The organism is Aeromonas sp. Y289-2 (assembly GCF_027705925.1).
GTDB classification, from domain to species: Bacteria; Pseudomonadota; Gammaproteobacteria; order Enterobacterales; family Aeromonadaceae; genus Aeromonas; species Aeromonas veronii.
This window is the reverse complement of the sequence record NZ_JAPDCH010000002.1, coordinates 66,038-86,053: the sequence shown is the minus strand read 5'-3', so window position 1 is coordinate 86,053 and position 20,016 is coordinate 66,038. Positions and strand designations below refer to the sequence as shown.

The 20,016-nt window shown below is 59.9% G+C and carries 9 protein-coding genes; 1 reads left to right on the top strand and 8 read right to left on the bottom strand.

The window, feature by feature from the left end; translation table 11 throughout:
• Window positions 1-30: 30 nt before the first annotated feature.
• The 8 genes from OKC43_RS04730 to nrfA all read right to left on the bottom strand — a co-directional run bounded on the left by OKC43_RS04730 (window position 31) and on the right by nrfA (window position 8,511).
• Window positions 31-660, bottom strand: a complete 630-nt coding sequence (locus OKC43_RS04730) for a DUF2268 domain-containing putative Zn-dependent protease (RefSeq protein ID WP_236272382.1) — start codon at window positions 658-660, stop codon at window positions 31-33.
• A 91-nt stretch (window positions 661-751) separates the two neighbouring features.
• Window positions 752-1,957, bottom strand: a complete 1,206-nt coding sequence (gene nrfF / locus OKC43_RS04725) for a heme lyase NrfEFG subunit NrfF (RefSeq protein WP_265344143.1) — start codon at window positions 1,955-1,957, stop codon at window positions 752-754.
• Entirely contained in the window at window positions 1,954-2,568 is a 615-nt protein-coding gene (locus OKC43_RS04720) for a DsbE family thiol:disulfide interchange protein (RefSeq protein WP_236272383.1), read from the bottom strand. The genes nrfF and OKC43_RS04720 overlap by 4 nt, the downstream gene beginning before the upstream one ends.
• Entirely contained in the window at window positions 2,565-4,532 is a 1,968-nt protein-coding gene (nrfE, locus tag OKC43_RS04715) for a heme lyase NrfEFG subunit NrfE (protein ID WP_236272384.1), read from the bottom strand. Before nrfE ends, OKC43_RS04720 begins: the two co-directional genes overlap by 4 nt.
• Before the next feature lie 173 nt (window positions 4,533-4,705).
• The gene (nrfD, locus tag OKC43_RS04710; protein ID WP_236272385.1) at window positions 4,706-5,659 is read right to left on the bottom strand and encodes a cytochrome c nitrite reductase subunit NrfD; all 954 of its coding nucleotides are present in this window, start codon (window positions 5,657-5,659) and stop codon (window positions 4,706-4,708) included.
• Between the two features lie 87 nt (window positions 5,660-5,746).
• Window positions 5,747-6,427, bottom strand: coding sequence for a cytochrome c nitrite reductase Fe-S protein (nrfC, locus tag OKC43_RS04705; RefSeq protein WP_236272386.1), 681 nt, complete (start codon window positions 6,425-6,427; stop codon window positions 5,747-5,749).
• Window positions 6,424-7,023, bottom strand: coding sequence for a cytochrome c nitrite reductase pentaheme subunit (gene nrfB, locus OKC43_RS04700; protein WP_159163725.1), 600 nt, complete (start codon window positions 7,021-7,023; stop codon window positions 6,424-6,426). The genes nrfC and nrfB overlap by 4 nt, the downstream gene beginning before the upstream one ends.
• Before the next feature lie 51 nt (window positions 7,024-7,074).
• Window positions 7,075-8,511, bottom strand: a complete 1,437-nt coding sequence (gene nrfA / locus OKC43_RS04695; protein WP_409010831.1) for an ammonia-forming nitrite reductase cytochrome c552 subunit — start codon at window positions 8,509-8,511, stop codon at window positions 7,075-7,077.
• A gap of 726 nt (window positions 8,512-9,237) precedes the next feature.
• Between nrfA and OKC43_RS04690 the strand changes: the two genes are divergently transcribed.
• Complete coding sequence (locus tag OKC43_RS04690; RefSeq protein WP_270658514.1) at window positions 9,238-19,932, top strand: retention module-containing protein; 10,695 nt, start codon at window positions 9,238-9,240, stop codon at window positions 19,930-19,932.
• Window positions 19,933-20,016: the final 84 nt, after the last annotated feature.

The following is a 20,016-nucleotide window of genomic DNA, read 5'->3' as shown; positions in this document are numbered from 1 at the left end:
TGTGATAGCCATGAACAGTGTGAAGGCGTGTTAATTGAAATACGCCTCGGCGGGCAGGCCCATGACCTCTATTTCATTCAGGCCATTTTTGGCCAGATAGTTGGCCACCAGATTGAACCCCACCCAGTAACCGGCATATTTGGGAAATGGCCGGTTATCACGGCAGTAGAAAAAGTCTAAAAAGTTGAACTGCTTGCTGGATAGATGGGGCGTCATCTCTGCCAGGAGCGATTGCCAGTCATGATGATGAGACTCCTTGAACAGCGAGGGGAGTGTGCCACCATTGAACCTCTGCTCAAAGTAGCAGGCCAGCCCTTCAAAAATCAGGTTTTCGGCCAGTGTTTCTGCTGCCACCTTGTTCTTCTTTTGCACGATATGGTGGACTTCGTGGGCCAGCACAGCAGGCAATTCGGTGATGATCACCTCTTTGATATCAGGCCGTTCCAGATCAAGCTGGAGTTCTATCCGATACATGTTGATGGCCCAGCCACCGATACCCGAGTCGGGAGCATCCCCCTCGGCAAAAGGGCTAAAGGTGACATCCAGTTGGGAGAGATCGAACAAGGCATTCAATTTGTGCGCCGTCTCGGCAAAAACGTGCCTAATGGTGTCATCGAGCCCATCGAATTTACCCGAGTCGTTTAACAGGGTGAGTTGCATCCAGACATCCTTGTCTATTGAAAGAGAGTGCTGAGCCACTTGCGTGGTCGCGGCGCCATATCACCACGATTACCCTCCTTCAATCAAGGGGTTACCCGCCCATTATGCTTGCCGTCTGGATCGCCTCGATCAGCGCGGCCCGGTTGATGCGGGGGCGCTCGCCATCGAGCAGTTGTTGCCACAGGGCAATGGCCTGGCTGTAGCGGCCATGCAGGAAGTGATCGGAGGCGAGCAGCATCAGGGCGCTCACTTCCCCCGCATCCTGCTTGAGGGCGCTCTCCAGCAGGCGGGTTGCCTCGGGAGTCAGCTGCTGGCCCGCCTGATAGTAGAGTACGGTGGCTTGGGCGGCCTGGGTCGCCGCGCTGGCGCCCCCCTCCAGCAGAGCGAGACGTTGGTAGGCGAGCAGGGCGTTGTCATATTCACCCCGATAGAGATAGAGCTGGCCGAGCGCCGCCCAGCTGTCGAGATCGGCGGGGCTGCGCTGAAGCTTCTGATGCAGACTCCCCAGCTCCTTGTCCTGCAGATCCCGCGGGCTCAACCCCGCCAGCGGATCGGGACGGGATGCATAATCCTGCCATGCCTGATAACGGCCGGTGCCCAGATACACAGCGGCAACGGCCGCGATGGCCAGGAGGCCAAGCAGCAACAAGGCAAGCCCGTGCCGATGATAGCGGCCGCGATTGTCATGCTGGTTGGCCAGTTGCGCGCGCAGGGCCAGCTCAGCCGCCGGGATAGCGCTGGCCAGGCGGGCGGCGCTCAGCTCCCTGTAGAGTGGCTGGTCGGGGGAGAGGCCTGCCTGCTCCCCGTGCATGATCAGCAAATTCAATTCGCTGCGCGGATCGGCGGCGGGTTGAGGGGGGGCCTCAACGATGGCCTTAACGACAGGGATGGGTTGCGCCTTTGTGCGCGTCAGGCGGCGAAACAGGGTCAACAGCGCCAGCCCCAACAGCAGCAGGGGACCGCTCCACAGCAGCGCCGTGCTGCTCTTGAAGGGGGGATCGTAGCGGACGAAATCGCCGAAGCGCTCCGTCATGCGGGCGATCACCTGTTCATCAGACTGCCCCTCGTCCACCCAGCGGTAGACTTCGAGCCGCAGATCCCGGGCGATGGGGGAGTTGGACTCCACCAGGTTCTGGTTCTGGCACTGGGGGCAGCGCAGGGCGCGGGCCAGCTCTTGCGCCCGATTTTGCAGCTCGGGATGGCGAAACTGATAGGTATCGACCCCGCTGGAATATGCAGTGGCACTCAGCAGCATGCCGAGGGCCAGCAGGGTGCAGGCAAGAGAACGGCACATCATGGCTGTGTCTCCCGAGCTGATGTTGCAATAGACGGCGCAATAGATGGCGCAATCGCGGGTGCCGTTGTGGCGGCCTTGATCTGCGCGTCAGTTCGCGCCTGGTTGAGCAGGGGGGCAAACTGACGTTGCCAGATCCCTTTGGTAAGCTCGCCGGTATGGCGGGCGAGCAGGGCGCCATCGGCATCAAACAGATAGGTCTCTGGCGTGCCGTAGACACCGAGCTCAAGGGCCAGTTTGCCGTCGGGGTCGGCCAGTACGGCGCGATAGGGGTTGCCCGCCTGGATAAGCCAGGCGCGGGCCGCATCCCCCTTGTCCCGGTAGTTGAGACCATAGAGGGGCACTGTGCCCGCGAGCTCGCTGAGCAGCGGATGCTCGGCGCGGCAGTTGACGCACCAGCTGGCCCAGACGTTAAGGACAAAGGGTTCGCCCTTGAGGCTGGCGGTCTGGATCCGACACCCATCCAGCAGATTGTCGCTCTGCCACGCAGGCAGGGTACGGCCGAGCGTTGCCTCATCCTGGCTGTAGGGATTGTTGCCAAGGCCGAGCCAGAGCAGGATGCCGAGGCTCAGGGTCAGCAGCAGTGGAAGAAAGAGGCGCAGGCGGGATCTCATAATGCCTCCTGTTCGAGCCGGGGATGGGAGGTGCCAACCGCAACGGAACGGGAGGCAAGCAAGGGGCGGCGGGCGAGCAGGCGCAGGGTGCCGCCTGCCATCATCAACAGGCCGCCGAGCCAGATCCAGCGCACCAACGGCTTGTAGTGCAGTCGCATGGCATAGGCATCTGGCCCCATCTTCTCACCCAGCACCACGTAGAGATCGCCGAGCATTCCCCACGCGATGCCCGGCTCGTTCATGTTCATGGTGCGCACGCTGTAGTGGCGCCGCTCAGGCGTCAGCTGTGCCACCTCTTTATCGTTCTTGTGCACGCTAAGCGTGATCCGCTCGGCGGTGTAGTTGGGGCCGATCACCGGCTCGCGCCCCTCATAGCGAAATTCGAACGCGCCGAGCGGGTAGGGTTGGTTGGCACTTAGCACTGTGCCTCCTTCCTGACTGTGGTCACTCACCTGCGCGATGCCGAGGGCGCACACCGCCACCCCGAGGTGGGCCAGCAGGCTGCCGAACCGATTGAGGGTGAGCTCGCGCAGCGACGTCGGTTGCATGAGCGGGAGTAACAGACTGGCCATCAGCCAGAGGCTCATCATATTGGCGAGGATGCCAATCCAGCTACCGGAAAACGATCCCTGTTCCAGATAGGCAAGGCTAAGCAGCCCGCCGCCAAGCAGGCCAAACAGCGGCGGTAACAGAGCGTTTAGTCGGCAATGTGGCGCAAGCTGCTGCCAGCGCAGGCGCGGCAGCTGGGTCATCAGCGCCATCATGCAGAGGGCCAGCGGCACGAAGATGGAATTGAAATAGGGGGCGCCCACCGAGAGCGAGCCCAGATGAAGCGACTGGAACACCATGGGGTAGAAGGTGCCGAGCAGCACGCTGGCGCAGGCCACGCAGAGCAGCAGGATGGAGGCGCCGAGCAGCCCCTCCTTTGACAGCAAGCCAAAGCGGGCATAGGGGGCGCGAATGTCCGCCCGCAGGGCAAACAGGGTGAGGGCGCAGGTCAATAGCAAGCCGAGCAGTAACAAGAGGGTGAGGCCGCGGCTGGGGTCCACCGCAAAGGCGTGTACCGAGGTGAGCACCCCGGAGCGCACTACAAAGGTGCCGAGCAGGCTCAAGGCGAAGGTAAAGATGGAGAGCAACAGCACGGCGTGGCCGTAAGCGCCACGCTTCTCGCAGACAATCAGGGCGTGCAGCAGGGCAGTGCCGAGCAGCCAGGGCAAGAGGGAGGCGTTTTCTACCGGATCCCAGAACCACCAGCCGCCCCAGCCGAGCTCGTAGTAGGCCCACCAGGAACCTAGCACTATGCCGGCGGTGAGAAACACCCAGGAGCCGAGCGCCCAGGGGCGGCTCCAGTGGGCCACGGCGCCATCCAGTCTGCCCGAATGGAGCGCCGCCATGGCGAAGGCGAAGTTGACCGCAAAGCCGACGTAACCGAGATAGAGCAGGGGCGGGTGGATGATAAGGCCGATATCCTGCAGCATGGGGTTGAGATCGCGCCCCTCCAGCGGCCCCGGGAACTGGCGGTCAAACGGGCTGGAGAAGATCAGGGTATAGAGGGCAAACAGCCCGACGATCAGCCCCATGATGGCCAATACCCGAGTTGTAATCAGCGGATCGACCCGCCTGGAGCAAAGGGCCACCAGAGCGCCCCACAGCCCCAATGCAAAAACAAAAAAGAGCATGGAGCCTTCATGGCCGCCCCATACCGCCGCCAGCTTGAAGCCCAGCGGCAGGGCGCTGTTGGCGTGTTGAGCCACATAGCTGACGGTGAAATCATCCTGGCCAAAGCAGCTGGCGAGCAGCAGCAGGGAGGCCAATAGCAGGATGGCATTGATCAGCGCCAGCGGCGCTGCGCTGCGCAGCAGAGTCGGGGAGGCGAGCCGTAATCCCAGCCAAGGCAGTGTGCTCTGCAGCAAGGAGAGTGTCGCCGCCAGCAACAGTGAGAGATAGCCGAGCTCCGCCAGCACATAACCTCCGGTTCAATCTTTGATCTCATTCATGTCATGGCACACACGTCGTGTCGTCTCCCTTTAGCGGGGAATATTGCCAAGCAACGGGTGTGGCATCACCAGAAATTCATTGGGCCAGCAACAAGCTAGCGCCAGTCACCCGAGGGCGGCTGGCGCTGGTGATCATACCGTTATACGACCGTCATTTGACCGGCATAAAGCACGAAGTAGCGCAGCAGCAGGATCCCCACCAGGGTCAGGCTGCAGACCAGCACCAGATGGCCATTGCGCTCCCGAAGGGGGGCCGGGGTCAGCAGGGCCAGCAGCTGGGGCAGCAGCATGCCGAAGCCCACCACCCCTATCCAGAACACCTGAGCCCAGAAGCCGCTGCCGATGGCCGCCCACATCGCCACCTCTTTCTGGCCGCCACCGAAGTAGAGGCCGGTAAAGAAGCAGACCAGCAGCAGCACCTCCACCGCCAGCACCGGCCGCTCGAAGCGATGCACGAAGCTCACCCCCTGGCTGTGGTGGTTCTCCTTGAAGAGCGTCACCGCCAGCAAGATGGTGGAGGCGATGCCGGAGCTGATGCCCGAGACCAGAAACAGCACCGGCAACACCGGGTTGTTCAAGAGCGGATAGGTCTTGAGCGCCGAGAGCAGAAAGCCGGTGTAGGCCCCCAGCAGTACGGCGAGCAGCAGCAAGAGCGGCGCCAGCAGCCGTTCGATGCGGGCGAGCAAGCCAATCAGCCCATCCACAAATGCGAACTTCTCTTTCAGCAACCGGCTGCGCATTGTCTCGATCTCGGTGCGAAACACCACCGCCAGCCAGGCGAACAGCACCGCCATATAGAGCTGAAACAGCATGACCCCCATCGACATCACTGAGTCGAACTGGTAGTGGAACATCAGCTTCCAGAAGGTCCAGGGGCGGGCCAGATGGAAGATAAGGATCAGCAGCCCCAATATCACGCTCGCTGGCGCCAGAATGGCGGTCGCTTTGATGATACCGCTCTCGCTGCCTGCCCCCTTGCGGCGCAACAGCACCGAGAGGGTGGTGGCCCCGGCGGAGATGCCGAGCAGAAAGAGATAGATAGCGATGGGCCAGTCCCAGACAAGGGAAGGGAAGTGAAATGCGTCATGCAACATGATCCATTCCTCCCTCTGTTACTGCGGTAGATGGCGATCGGACAAATCCCCAGACAGGGGAGGGAAAATAAAATGCCGCTTGCATGGTCATGACGTTATCTCCCCTTTGGGCACGCGGTACATCTTGGGCGAGGTGCCGAGCGCCTGCTTGTAGCGATAGGTGGTCTCCTTCACCAGCCGTTGGGCGATGGGGCTGTCCGGATCATCCAGATTACCGAACACCAGCGCCTTGGTGGGGCAGGATTCCACGCACGCCGGCTCCTTGCCCGCCGCCAGGTTGGTCTTGCGGCAAAAGTCGCACTTGTCCGCCACTCGGGTGACCGGGTTGATAAAGCGCACCTGATAGGGACAGGCGGCGAGGCAATACATGCAGCCGACGCAGAGATCCGCGTTGACATCGACGATGCCATCCTCCTTGCGGATATGGGAGGCACCGGTCGGGCAGACGTGTACGCAGGGGGCGTTGTCGCAGTGCTGGCAGGACTTGCGAAAGAAGCGGTACTCGGCGTCGGGAAATTCACCGATGGGGCCTGAACGGATGATCTCGAGGCGCGAGACCCCTTCCGGCACCTTGTTGACCTCCCGGCAGGCGTCCATGCAGGCGGTGCAGCCGATGCAGGCCGTCTCATCGTGGATCATGCCATAGCGGATCCCGTCGATGGTCTGGCTGTGGGCGAGGGGGGTAGCAAGGGAACGAGTCGGCCCCGTCATCATGATAAGGGCCCCCGCACCCACGCCCGCCATAAAATTACGGCGAGAGCAGCTCATGAGGCCTCCTTGCCGGTAGCCGGTTTGGACTGCTCCTGCCGGGCCTTGCTGGCCTCATGCTGCTTGCTGTGGCAGTCGACGCAGAGCTTGATGCGGGATTTTTCCGGGATCCCCACCATGGGCTCCTTGGCCGGATGCAACTGGTGGCAGCTGGTGCAGGTGAGCTTGGTGGCGTGCACGTCGTGGGCCCAGAGCGCCTCGCGCAGTGGTTTGGGCTCGTGGCAGCTCATGCAGACTCCATTCTGCTCGCTTATGGGATAAAGCTTGATGCTCTCTTTATCCTTCAGGCTGTGGCTGAAGCGCATCACATCCTTGACCCCTTCCCGGTGCTGGGGGGAGGGCTGGCCGTGGCAGTTGGTGCAGGTGACCGGCGCCAGGTTGTTGGGATTGGTCGCCTGACCATGCTTGCCGTGCATTCCCTCGCTCTGCTCTTTGTGACAGTCGGTACAGGCCTTGTCGGGATTGCGTAAAAATTCCACCTCATGTGTAGCTGGAACAGGGGCTGCTGCCGGCTCGGCCGCCTGACCCTGCAGGCTGGTGAGCAGCATGGCTGCCATCAGCATCAGTCGTAAAAAATCCATCGTTAAATCACCCATAGGAAGCCTCCATCCGCTGCGGGCCTGGTCTGGCCGGGCCCGCAGGCGCCGTTACTGTGCCAGCCGTCCGGCCGCTTTGGCCTCGGCATCCCAGGCGGGGACCGTGGTCTTGAGGAACTGGGCCTTGTCGCTGTTGAACTGCTTCATATCCATGCCAAGGGCCGCTTGCGCTTTCTCCTTGGTGGAGATGTCTGGGATGGCGATTTCGTGGCTGATCCCCTTGCTGGCCAACAGGCGTGCCAGCTTGGTGCGGGCGTCAGCGGCTTTATCCAGCGCGCTGCCAAGTACCTTGAGGGCCACTTCGGGGGCGTGCATTTGCACCCCGTGGGAGGCGATGGCGTAGTCCCAGCGCCACTGGGCGTGACGGATGTCCTGCAGAATATCCTTCATCTCTGCCTCGGTGGCGCCGGCATCCCAGGCCGCCTTGGCTTCAAAGTGGGCGTGTACCAGCTGCTTCTCGACCTTCAGCTTGGTTTCGATTACCGCCTCTTTGCGCTGCTTGACGATCCCTTGCAGCATCTCCTTGCTCTGGGTGTGGCAGTTGCGGCAGGTCTGCTCGAAACGATCGAAGGGGTTCCCCACCTTGTGATCGGTGTAGACCTTACCTTGCTCGTTCTGCACCTTGGGCATGTGACAATCGACACAGGCGACGTTGTTCTGGCCGTGAATGCCGGCGCGCCAGGTTTCGTACTCGGGGTGCTGGGCTTTCAGCATGGGGGTTTTGGAGAGGGCATGAGTCCAGTCGGCAAAACCGATTTCATCGTAATAGGCCTCCATCTGCTCAACCGTGGTGCCCTTGTCCCAGGGGAATTTGACCGCCTTGGTGGGGCCGCTGAAGTAGTATTCCACGTGGCACTGGCCGCACACCTGGGACTGCTGATCAAAGCGTCCCTGATCCTTGAACGGCTTGCCGATGGCGGTCATGGCCCGATCGGCATAGGGACGGGAGAGGTGCAGGGCAGGTTTACCCTCCTTGAACTCCTTCGAGGCGGTGTCGTGGCAGTCGGCGCAGCCGATGGTGTTGACTACTTCCGGCCCACCCTTGGCCCACATCCCCTTGAAGTAGCCATCTTCACCCTTCTCGTCGATGACGCGGGCCACGTCCGGGCCTTTACAGCTCCAGCAGGCCATGGGCAGGGGGCCATCTTCGGCTGTTTTCGGGGCGCCGGTACGCAGGGTTTCGCGCACATCGGTCAGCGCATAGAAGTGGCCCCGCGGCTTGTTGTAATCCTTGGCGAAGGGGTAACCGCCCCACAGCACCACCATATTGGGATCTTCCGCCAGCGCGTCGGTGCGCTCCTTGCTTTCGCTGGTGGCTTGCCAGCTGGTGAACTGATCGGCGTGATCCTTGGCGAACAGCTCGCTGCGCGCCTCTATCTTGCCATTGGTGGTTGCGTCATCAGCCAGTGCCCAGCCGCTGGTGCCAAGGCTGGTAGTCAGCAGCAGGGCGGCGAGGCCCAGTTTGATATGCCTGTGTTGTGAACCCACGTTTATCACTCCCAGATAAATGTTTTGGTCTCGTCTGACCCGTTCCATCTTGGTGTGGATCTTCCCCCCGTTGGGCGGGGTGGGCAGACATTCGCTTGCGGGTGAATAAAACCGCGCAATATATGATTGCTCGAGGGTTACCCTAACAAATAGGTAAATTTAATGATGATTTATCGGAGGGAGAGTTGTGCCAGATCAATTGGTGCACAGGATTGATCGCTGAAATGAGATCTGGATTAAATTTTATGGAAACTCAACTTCTTGTTAACTGCCGAGCATTCGATGGCAGGCGTTTGATCGATACAGTTACGTACTGGCAATTTTTGCCAGCTGAGCTGGATTGCTGCCGTATTGTTCACACATTCTGGCAATTTTTATGCCAATAGTTGACTAAATATGCAGTCTTGCGGTGTTATGGCATGAACTGTTGACCTTCGGATTATGATCCATTTGTTGAAGCTACAGTGGATCTATCGTCAAACGATAGAAATGGTCACATGAAGTCTGATAGACCTGTTAATAAAGGTGATGTGATTGGGGTCATCCAAATCTCATTTTATTTAAAAAGGCCTGTTCGATGCACAATCTTGTAAGTTATGGCCATTTTATGGCAATCATTGTCGAAAATAGCGAAAAGACCCACTTAGTCTGGTGCGGTATGATTATTGAACAGACAAGTACCCTGTAGGTACTGATGTTGGTGGTTAAGGTTTTGCTGGAGGTTGTATGGCAGAGTTGCAAATTGAAAAGTCCACGGTGATCTCCCAACTCGAGGGCTCCGTGTTTGTCATCAGTGCAGATGGATCTGTCATACGAGCAAAGGTGGGGATGGCATTGCAGCCGGGGGACCGCCTGCAAACTGCCCAAGGGGGCCACTTTCAACTAGCCGAGCCGGGCAGTGAGCCTGCTGGTGAGCAAGATATGGCCGCCAAACCTGAGCCCGCCACACCTGCTGCTGATGGGCAACCGGCCGATCCGGAACTGGCCTCGTTGCAAGAGGCGATCCGTCAGGGTATTGACCCGACCGAATTGTTCCAGGAGACCGCCGCCGGTAACGCAGCCGCCGCCGGTAATATCGGTGGTGTAGCAGGTTCCAGCTCGGGTGGTTTTGTGGTGGTCGATCGTACCAATGACGCCACCCTGGCCGAGGCCGGTTTTGATACCGACCATGCGGTGCAACCTGTCGGCGATGAGCTGCTGTTTTCAGAAGAGCGCGATTTCTTTGCCGCCATCACCATCACCGAACCCCAAACCAGCGACAACATTATCAACGCCGATGAAGCGGCTGGCGTCATCATTCGTGGTGTGGTGGATGATGTGGAGGTAGGCCAGCCAGTCACCGTCACCCTTATCGATCAGGCGGGCAATTCACTGACGGTGACGACTGTGGTGCTGCCCGGCCTGGTGTGGGAAGCCAATTTTGGCGATGTGACCGGCAAGCTGGTGGATGGCCCGTTGCAGATTGTGGCCAATACCCAGGATCAGGCGGGCAACAACGCCAGCGATACCGGACAGACTCTGCTCGATACCATCACCACCATTACCCTCGATCTCGCCGATGAGAGCGACACCGGCGCCAGCCAGATCGATGATCTGACCCGCGACAATACCCCGCTGCTGCAAGGGAGGGGGGAGCCCGGCGCCACCGTAACCCTGAGCCTTGGCGGCAGCGTGCTCACCGTCCTGACGGTGGATGCCGCCGGTAACTGGCAATATCAGCTGCCGCAGACCCTGGCCGATGGCCAGTACCAGTTTCAGGTCAATTCCGTGGATATTGCCGGCAACCGCGCCAGCGATACCCTCTTTATCAATGTCGATACTCAGGCATCTATCGACATCGATGATCTCGATACCACTGCCCTGTTTGGCAACAGCAGCGCCACCCTGAGCGGCTCCACCAGCAATGTGGAAGCGGGTCAGAGTGTCACCATCACACTTGTTGACAGCAATGGCCAGCCGCTGTTGACCACCTCGGCACAGGTCGGGGCCGATGGCCGCTGGCAGGTATCAGGTCTTGATCTCTCCGGTATCAATCAATCCTTTGAAGCGCGTGCCAGTGTCACCGATCTGGCGGGCAACAGCGCCAGCGATGGGGCGCCGCTGATCGGTCAGAGCGAAACCCTGACGCTCTCCGAAGCCGGATTGGCCGGTGGCCCGATCTCCGCGACCGGTAGCCTCAATACCGGTGCCGGTCAGGATGGCAATCTGCAAGTCCAGTTCGCCGCTGATCAGAGTGCCTTGGAAGGGCTGGGGCTCGTCAGCCATGGCGCGCCCCTTGGCTACATCATCAACGGTCAGACCCTGACCGCCAGTGCCGGTGGGGCGACAGTCTTCACCCTGACCCTCAACAATGACGGCAGCTACCGCATCGTCTGGAGTCAAAGCCTGGATCACGGTCAGGACGTGCTGCGCCTGCCGTTCAACCTCGAATATCGAGACAGCGACGGCGATTTGGTGAAGGCACCGCTGGTGATCAATCTGGTGGACAGCAATCCGCCCAACTTTGACGTTGATCTCCCGCCCATTACCCTGACCGAAGATGCCTTTATCAACGGTGCCGCCGTAGTGGGTGAGAGCCGCTTTGTAGTCAAACACGGTGTCGATCCTTTGTTGGTGGATTCGCTGGTGTTCAGTAATCAGAACAGTACCCTGACTACCCTCAACGGCTCGGGTCTTGCCAGCGATGGTCATCCGCTGACCTTTGAATTTGCCGATGATCGCACCTTGGTGGGTTACTACCTGGATGGCAGTGGCCAACGGGTGGAGGTGCTGCGCGCCGAATTGAATGCGCAGCAGCAGGGCAGCGATCTGGCTGGGCGGGTGGTGGTCACCCTCACCGGCCCGCTCGATCATCAGGGGAGCGACACGCTTTCCCTCGATTTGCAGGTGAGCGCCAACGAGATAGATGGCGACAGCACCAGCGCCAACCTGACGTTGACTGTCAATGATGGCAGTGATCCCGCATTGGGCATCGACAAGGGGGTCGCCCTGCAAGAGGGGGGCAACCAGAGCATCGATGGCCAACTGCCGGTGACGGTGGGGAGCGATCGTCTGGTCTCCCTCAACTTTGAGGCGAGCCAACCGGCGCTGGATGGGCTCACCAGCCAGGGCAAGGCGACGACTTACGAGGTTCAAGACAACCAGCTGATCGTCAAAGATTGGCAGGGCAAGGCAATCCTCACCGTTACCATCGGGCTGGATGGCAAATACAGCGTCTCCCTGACCGGGGTGTTTGACGAGCCGGAAGCGACCAACAGCCTCAACCTTGGCCTGAAGGTTCAGGGCTCAGATTTTGACGGCGACAAGAGCAACCTCGGCACCCTCAATATCACCATCACCGATGGTGCCTTGCCGCAGGTTAATCCTGTCTCCCTCACGCTCACCGAAGATAGCAACTGGCAGCAGGGCCAGACCCTTGACGGTGATTTGACCATCACCGCGGGCAGCGATCCGCTGGCCAGCATCACCTTCGATGCCAATCAGCCGGGGCTGCAAGGGTTCACTTCGGGCAAGCAGGCCGTGACCATCACGGTGGCCGACCATCGTATCGAGGGACGTACCCCAGATGGCAAGCTGGTGTTTGAGCTGACCCTCGGTAACGATGGCAAATACAGCTTTACCCTCCATCAACCGCTGGATCAGGGCAGTGCCGACAGCCTGCTCAAGGCGGGCTTTACCCTGCTCGATAGCGATGGTGACAGGGTCTCCTCCACCATTACGGTTGCGGTGGGGGATGGTGCCAATCCGACCATCTCCGCCGTGACCGGCACCACCATCACCGAGATGGCGCAAGGGGAGACGGCTGCCGTCAGCACCATGAGTTTCTCGGTCGCGCACGGCAGCGATGCCCTTGACCCTAACTCTCTTGGTTTTGATATCGCCGCTATCCAGAGCACCCTGACCGGACTGACCAGCCACGGCAACCCGGTCACTTTCACCGTCGATCCCGCAACCGGCCAGCTGGTCGGGACCGCCGGTGGGCAGGTGGTGCTGCGCGCCGAGCTGAGCCTGGTCGATAACAACGGTAACTGGAGCGTCACCGCCAAGGTTACCCTGAGCGGCGAGCTGGATCACAAGGGGAGTGAATCCCTCAACCTGCCGCTTGCCGTCACCCTGGCCGACAAGGATGGCGATCGCATCGGTACCACGTTGCCGCTCACCATCGTGGATGGTAAGGCACCTAGCTTTATTCCGGGCAAAGGCGTGTCCCTGGATGAGGGGGACCTCACCGGCAACAACAGCCTGAGTCAAACCGGTCACTTCGATGTGCAAGCCGGGTCGGATCGGGTGGTGGAGGTGGTGTTTGCCGATGGCAGCCAGCAACCGGCGCTCACTGCACTTGGCCAGCCCGTCAAATACGAGCTGGTGGATGGGGACTCCGCCATCCCCGGTAGCCAGCTGATCAAGGGTTATGTGATGGTGGATGGCCAGCGGGTCGAGGTGTTTGAGGTCAAGCTGATTGGCAGCCTCGATCAGGCGGGCAAGAACGGGTTTGACTATCAGGTGACCCTCTATCAGGGGCTTCATCAGGGCGGCAACGCCGTGACCGAGCTGCCCATCAAGGTGATCGTCAACGACTACGACAAGGCGGGCGGCAACAACGACAGCACCAGTGGCACCCTCAATATCCAGATTGGGGAAGGGGAGAAACCAACCCTCACCCTGACTGGCGTCACCTTAAGCGAAGGGCGCTTCGATGGCGCCAACTCAGCCGTGGATGACCAGCAGACGAGCGGCAAGATCACCATCAAGGCTGACTCGGATCCGGTGACCGATGTACGACTGACCCTCTCCGGTCAGGTCATGGATGCCAGCGGCAAGCCCATCACCCATAACGGCGAAACCATGACCTGGAAAGCGGTTGGCACCGATGGTCACACCTTCCAGGCGGTGACCAGTGGTGGTCTGGTAGTGATGACGGTCTCCATCCCCACCGTCCCTGCCACCATCGCCGCGCACACCAGCGCAGAGATAGGTTATCAGGTGACGGTGCATACCAACCTGGATCACGGTGCAGACAACAAGCTGGAGCTGACCCTTCCGGTCGAAGTCACCGACAGCGACGGCAGCAAAAATCAGGGCACCGCCACTGTCACGGTGACTGATGGCATCAACCCGATCATATCCGCCATTGAACCGGTTCGGGTCGAGGAGTCTGATCTCGATGCAGTGAACGGTCAGCATCCGGGGACCACACCAGCAGAGAGTGGAGAAACCGATAGTGGCAAGGTGACCATCACAGCCGGTTCGGATCGGGTTGCCTCCCTTGAGCTGGATGTGGCTGCATTCAATCAGGCCAATCACCTCACATCGGGTGGCAAAGCGGTTACGCTGGCTGCACACAGCACCGGCTGGTATCTGGCTACGGCCGAGGGGGGCAAACCCGTTTTCTGGGTCCACCTCGATGTTAACGGCAGTTACAGCGTCCATCTGGTTGGCCAGCTTGATCACGGTGCACAGGGCAAGGATGAGTTGACCATCGAAGTGCCGCTGTTTGTCACCGATCATGATGGCGATCGTAGTCCGAACGTCAGCGTGAGCGTGACGGTACAAGATGACATGCCTATCGGCACTGTGCTGGCTCATACCCTGAGCGAGGGGAGCAGTACCGTGACCGGCGATCTGCTGCCTACTGCCAATGAAGGTGCGGATGGTGCCCGTGTCGAGTCGATTACCATCAATGGCCAGACGTACGCCATCAATGGCTCTTTGATACAAGATGTGATGAGCCCCGATGGCAAGCAGGTGATGGGAACCCTGACCATCTCTGCCGACGGCTCCTACTCCTTCAATCCTGCGGCCGGTTTCAATCACGACGCAAGTCAGCTCAGTCAGGTGGTGACAGCCCATCTGGTCGATGGCGATGGCGATCGTGCAAACAGCACACTGACCCTCAATCTGCAGGATGAAGCGGTGCGCTTTACCGTTAGCGCAGCTATTGGTAACGAAGATCAGGGGTCGCAAGACCCGAGGCTGGGTATCCCTATCAACATGCAGCTCGATATTGGCGATTTCGATCGCGGTGAGCATGTGGATCAGTTACTTATCCAGGCGCCTGCCAATGCCCATGGCACCTTCTATTACAACGGCGTTGCCCTCACCACCACGGCTGATGGCAAGTGGTTTATCGTGCCGCCAGCGGCCATGGTGACCAGTGATAATGTTCACTACACCACTCAGGGGGTGACCTTTGTGCCTTCAAGCAACTGGTCGAGCTGGAGCAATGGCGGTCAACCGCTGCACTTCCAGGTGCAACTGCAGGTCGGTGTCACCGAAGGGGTGGCACCTGCTGTCGTAACGGGCGATCTGGCTGTGACGGTGCGCGGTGTGGCCGACAAGCCGATGTGGGACACAGCCAACACCACTCGCCACTATGACACCAATGAAGACAGCACGGGTATCAAGCTGGACGTCAAGGCGAGCCTGACTGATACCGACAGATCCGAGACGTTGACCTATCAGATCAAGCTGGAAGCGGGCAAGGGAACCCTGATGCTCAACGGAGTCGAGCTCAAGCCAAATAGCAGTGGCATCTACACCGTTTCGGCTGGCAACATCAACAAGGTGACTGTGGTTCCGGGCAAGGATTTCAGTGGTGACATCAAGCTGTCGGTGACGCCGATCAGCACCGAGAAGAACCCGATCGCTCAGGGTCAGGGTACGGCGCAGGGAGACAAGATTGATCTGGTGATCAACGTCAATCCGGTGGCCGATGACGCCAAGCTCACTGTGCGTGACATTCAGGGCAAGGAAGACACCCTGCTCGATCTGGGCAGCAAGATTGCCCTTGCTCATCTGGGTGACAAACTCGATGGCTCCGAGCAGATGTTTGTCCGCATCAGTGGCCTGCCTGACGGTGCAACCTTGTTGCTGGGTGGTTCCGCCGTTGCACAGAACATAGCCGGTTACTATGAGGTTCCTTTTGATCGGATTGGCGAACTCAAGCTGCAACCGCCGAAAAATAGCAACGTCGATTTCGATCTGACCATCAAGGGGGTGGTGAAAGACACGGCAACCTTGACCGATGCCAGTGGCCAGACCCATACCGTGGTGAACGAAAAGGAGACGGGCTCCCAGACCATTCATGTGGATCTGGTGGGGGTGGTGGATCAGCCCCATTTCGAGCTTGGCAATACCGGCTGGGAGGTAGAGGGGACAGGCTATGCCACCACAGTGGGTGAGGATGGACGGGCACCGCTCAACTTTACCCTCACCTCGGGCGAGTGGGCCGATACCCCGCACGACACCTCCGAGAGCCTCAATGTGGTGCTGCAAGGGCTGCCGGAAGGTGCTCGGGTCTTTGATGCCAATGGCAAGGAGCTGACCCTCACCTTTGCCGGACTCGACGCCCATGGCAAGCCGACCTATCAGGTCGATGTCTCCGATTTTGGCAACCTGCTTATTCAGCCGCCCCATAACAGCACGGCGGATTTGAACCTGATCGCCAAGGTGGTGGTGACCGAGAACGATGGCGACCACAAGAGCTTCGATGTGCCGCTGCATATCAAGGTGGAGCCGGAGATTGACGCCAACGACTACAGCAAGACCAGTCATGGCCTGGAAGATCAGTTTACCGTGCTGGACTGGCATCCGACCCTTACTGACGGCGCCGAGAAAGTCACGGCGCTGAGTCTCTCCGGGGTGGAGGATGGCTACCAGATCTGGCTGCGAGTCGGCGGTGTCGAGAGCCAGCTGATCTTGGTCAGTGGCAAGGTCACCCTGACTGCTGCCCAGCTCGACAGCCTGCTCAACGGGGGCCAGCTGCTGGTGAAGGCGCCGGAGGATAGCGATCGGGATACCACTATACAGAGCCACGTCACCGTGACCCAGCATGATGTGGATTCGGGCGCGGTGGCCGAGAAGGTGATCGATGGCAATCTGCATGTCGATATCCAGGCCGTGGTGGAGCCCGATGGCGTGCTGACCCAGAGCGGTGGAGCTCTCGTGGGGCAGAGTGGGGCTGATATAGACCTGAGTGGACGCTTCATCTTTACCGACCTCGATCCCTCGAGCGTGGAGGAGATCGACTATCTGGTGATCAACCTGCCGGTGTTGAACGGTGGTGCAGGCGATCAGTTCGTGGTGGTTGGCGGTATCAACAACGGTAACGGCAGCTGGATCGTGCCGGCGGGCAATCTCGGTAGCTTCAAGCTGCATGCGCCGGACGGGTTTGTCGGCAAGGTCGAACCGATCCGCATCGATGCCATGGTTATCGACCGGGGCGATGATGGCGATGCCAGCGCCCATGTCAAAGTGAGCCTGGAAACCAGTGCCGAATTTGAAAACAAGCCAGTGACGCCCAAGACGCCGGCGGCGACTGTCGATATCGACGACAACGCCGTGCTGGTGGGCAAGGAGGATATCCGGGTTGATTTTGGTCAGCAGCTCAAAGGCGTGATCCATATCGGCGCCGCCGACCAGGCCAGCGACGAGGTGACCATTGTCCTCAAGGGATTGCCAGCAGGCGTCACCATCAGCGGGGCCGAGTACAACATCTCGACCGGTGAATACGTCATCAAGGTGCCACCGTCACTGGCGGGCCTGGAAGGGTTGACCCTCGGCTTGCCGCAGGACTTTGCCGGTTCGCTGAATATTGAGGTGAAGGTGGTCAACACGGATACCGCCAGTGGCGACATCAAGGTCGACAGCAGCACGGTACGGGTCGATGTGGCCCCCGTGGTCGATGTGAATGGTGGTCGTGGCGAGCATCCGGAACTGACACTGACCGTGCAGGACTCCAACCAGGACGGGCAGCCGGACAATCTGGAAGATAGCGAGATCCACCTCGATCTCTCGGTGAAACTGGCCGATATCAGCCCCTCCATCGCGGGCGGCGGTCTCGAAACCGTTGAGCGGGTCACCATCACGGTGGATGCCAAATATGGCTACTTCCTCGATGGCAGTGGCAAGCCGGTCAACACCCTGGTGGTCAACGATGTGGCAGCCCTCAAGGATTTGGTGTTTGTGCCCAAAGAGCACTTCAGCGGTCAGGTACCGCTCGACATCAAGGTCGATATCGTCGATACCGCGCTGGTCGGCGGCCAACAGGTGACTGACAGCGGCAGCTGGAGCGGGCAGGTCGGCTTTGAGGTGAGACCGGTCAACGATCCGGCCCAGCTCTCGGTTCACAGCGTCACGGGGAGCGAAGATGGCACGGTCAACCTTGCCGGATTTGGCGCAACCCTTATCGACAATGATGGCTCGGAGCAGATCGTCGCGCTACAGATAAAAGGGGTACCGGATGGCTTCACCCTGTCGGCTCCGGCGGTCAACAATGGTGGCGGCGTCTGGCAGGTACCCGTGGGGACCGATTTCTCCAAGCTGACCCTGATCCCGCCAGCTGATTTCAGCGGCACCGTGGATCTGTCACTCAGCGCCTTTACCTTGGACAAGGGGCTCACCATCCCGCTCGAAACCAGTGGCAGCTTTACCGTCACCGTCAATCCGGTGGGGGATGCCCTTATCGCCGACATTCAGGGTCAGGCGAGCGGTACCGAAGGGGATGTGATTACTCTGGATCTGGGGCTGGAGACCCGGGATAACCAGCCAACCGGCGGCAGTGCGGGTAATGTGCATGAGAACAAGCCCGAGCAGGTGCGGGTCACTATCGAAGGGGTGCCTGATGGTGCCGAGATCCGCTTGCCAAATGGCGTGGCTGGGACGGTTGTTGATCTGGGTGGCGGTCGCTGGCAGGTCACTACCGAGGGCGGCAAGCTGGGTGCGGTCGAGCTGGTGACCAATGATGCCAACGGTGCACTGGATCTCAAGATCACCGCCCAGAGCCTCGACAACGGCGCCCTTGGCCCCGAGGTTAATGGCACCATCCATGTGGATGTAAGCCCGGTCAACGATGCGCCAATCAACGTATTGCCAACGACCCCTCAGGTCGCGCAGGAAGATCAGCCTTTTGTCATCCACGGTTTGCAGGTGAAAGATGTGGATGCGGGCAACAGCCCCATCAAGCTCACCCTCTCGGTGGAGCATGGTACCCTGACGCTGCCTGCTGGCAGCGGCGTGACGGTGGTCGGCAACGGCACCGGTTCGCTGGTGCTGACCGGCACGCTGGCCGATCTCAATGCCTTGCTCTCTGGTGGGGTCACCTATCAGGGCAACAGTGATTTCTACGGCAATGACGCCCTGACCATGGTCACCAACGATCAGGGGAACACGGGTAGTGGCGGGGCACTCAGCGATACCGATGTGCTGCCCATCGAGGTGCAGCCGGTCAACGATGCCCCGGTCAATCAGCTGCCTGGCAGCATGACGGTGAAGGAAGATGGCTCCCTGTCGCTCTCCGGCGTCAGCGTGAAGGATGTGGATGCAGGCAGTGCGCTTATCTCCATGGTGCTGCGTGTCGAGCATGGTGTACTGACCTTGCTGGGTGCAACCGGTGCCGTGATGGTGCAGGGGGCGGGTACCAGCGAGATCACCCTGGTGGGGTCGTTGGCTGATCTCAACCAGTTGCTGGCAAGCAACCTGCACTATGAACCGGCCAAAGATTTCTGGGGAGAGGATACCCTTACCGTCACAACCTCCGATCAGGGCAACAGCGGTGCGGGCGGTTCTCTGAGCGACACCGATCAGGTGACCATCACTGTCACTCCCGAGCCGGATATGCCGGGTCTGACGGTGGATCAGCATGCGTTCCATGCCTTGCAGGGGGCCGTTATCCCCCTTGGCATCAATGCCAGCGTGGTCAATCCGGCCACCGGTGAACTCTCCATCCGCATCAGCGGCTTGAATGGGGCGCAGGTGCAGGACGAGCATGGCCAGAGCCTTGGTCATGCCGATGGCAATGGCGACTGGCTGATCCCGGCCGATCACTCGGTTCCGCTCTACTTCAGCGGTTTTGGCAACGGTGACCATGTGCTGGGGATCAGTGCCGAGTCGAGTGTCGGCGGCTCAACCGTCAGCACGCCCCTTGAGACCATCACGGTGCACGGCCAGAGTGGTCATGAGCTGGTCGGTTCCGATCAGGGGGATTGGCTGTTTGGCTCCTCTGGCGATGACCGTCTATTTGGGGGGCATGGCAACGACATTCTCACCGGCGGGGCTGGCAGCGATCTCTTCGTCTGGCAACACGGGGATGAGGGGAGTCTGGGGCTGCCCGCCATCGATACCATAACCGACTTCCATCCGGAACAGGGGGACAAGATCGATCTGGCTGACATGCTGCAAGGGGTCACTGGCAATGGTGTCGATGATCTGCTCAAGCATCTCTCAGCCTCGGTGACCACGGGGAGCAATGGCCTGAGTGATGTGAATCTCTCGGTTTCGCCCGCGGGTGATGGCCAGATAACTCAGCAGATCACCCTGAAGGATGTGGACCTGACCAGCTGGAATCTCACCAGCACCTCGTCCCACGATATCCTGCAGAGCATGCTGGAAGATCAACATAGCCTGATCATCCAGCACCCCTGATAGCGTGCGTGAAGCGTAAAAAAGAAGAGCCGGCAATTGCCGGCTCTTTGTTTATCTCTGCGTGGATTGTTTTTATGCGGCCGT

Coding starts and splice junctions, on each gene's coding strand:
- nrfB (WP_159163725.1), bottom strand. CDS start 7,023: ATGGGTGATTTAACGATGGATTTTTTACGACTGATGCTGATGGCAGCC.
- OKC43_RS04720 (WP_236272383.1), bottom strand. CDS start 2,568: ATGAGATCCCGCCTGCGCCTCTTTCTTCCACTGCTGCTGACCCTGAGC.
- nrfF (WP_265344143.1), bottom strand. CDS start 1,957: ATGATGTGCCGTTCTCTTGCCTGCACCCTGCTGGCCCTCGGCATGCTG.
- OKC43_RS04690 (WP_270658514.1), top strand. CDS start 9,238: ATGGCAGAGTTGCAAATTGAAAAGTCCACGGTGATCTCCCAACTCGAG.
- nrfD (WP_236272385.1), bottom strand. CDS start 5,659: ATGTTGCATGACGCATTTCACTTCCCTTCCCTTGTCTGGGACTGGCCC.
- OKC43_RS04730 (WP_236272382.1), bottom strand. CDS start 660: ATGCAACTCACCCTGTTAAACGACTCGGGTAAATTCGATGGGCTCGAT.
- nrfC (WP_236272386.1), bottom strand. CDS start 6,427: ATGAGCTGCTCTCGCCGTAATTTTATGGCGGGCGTGGGTGCGGGGGCC.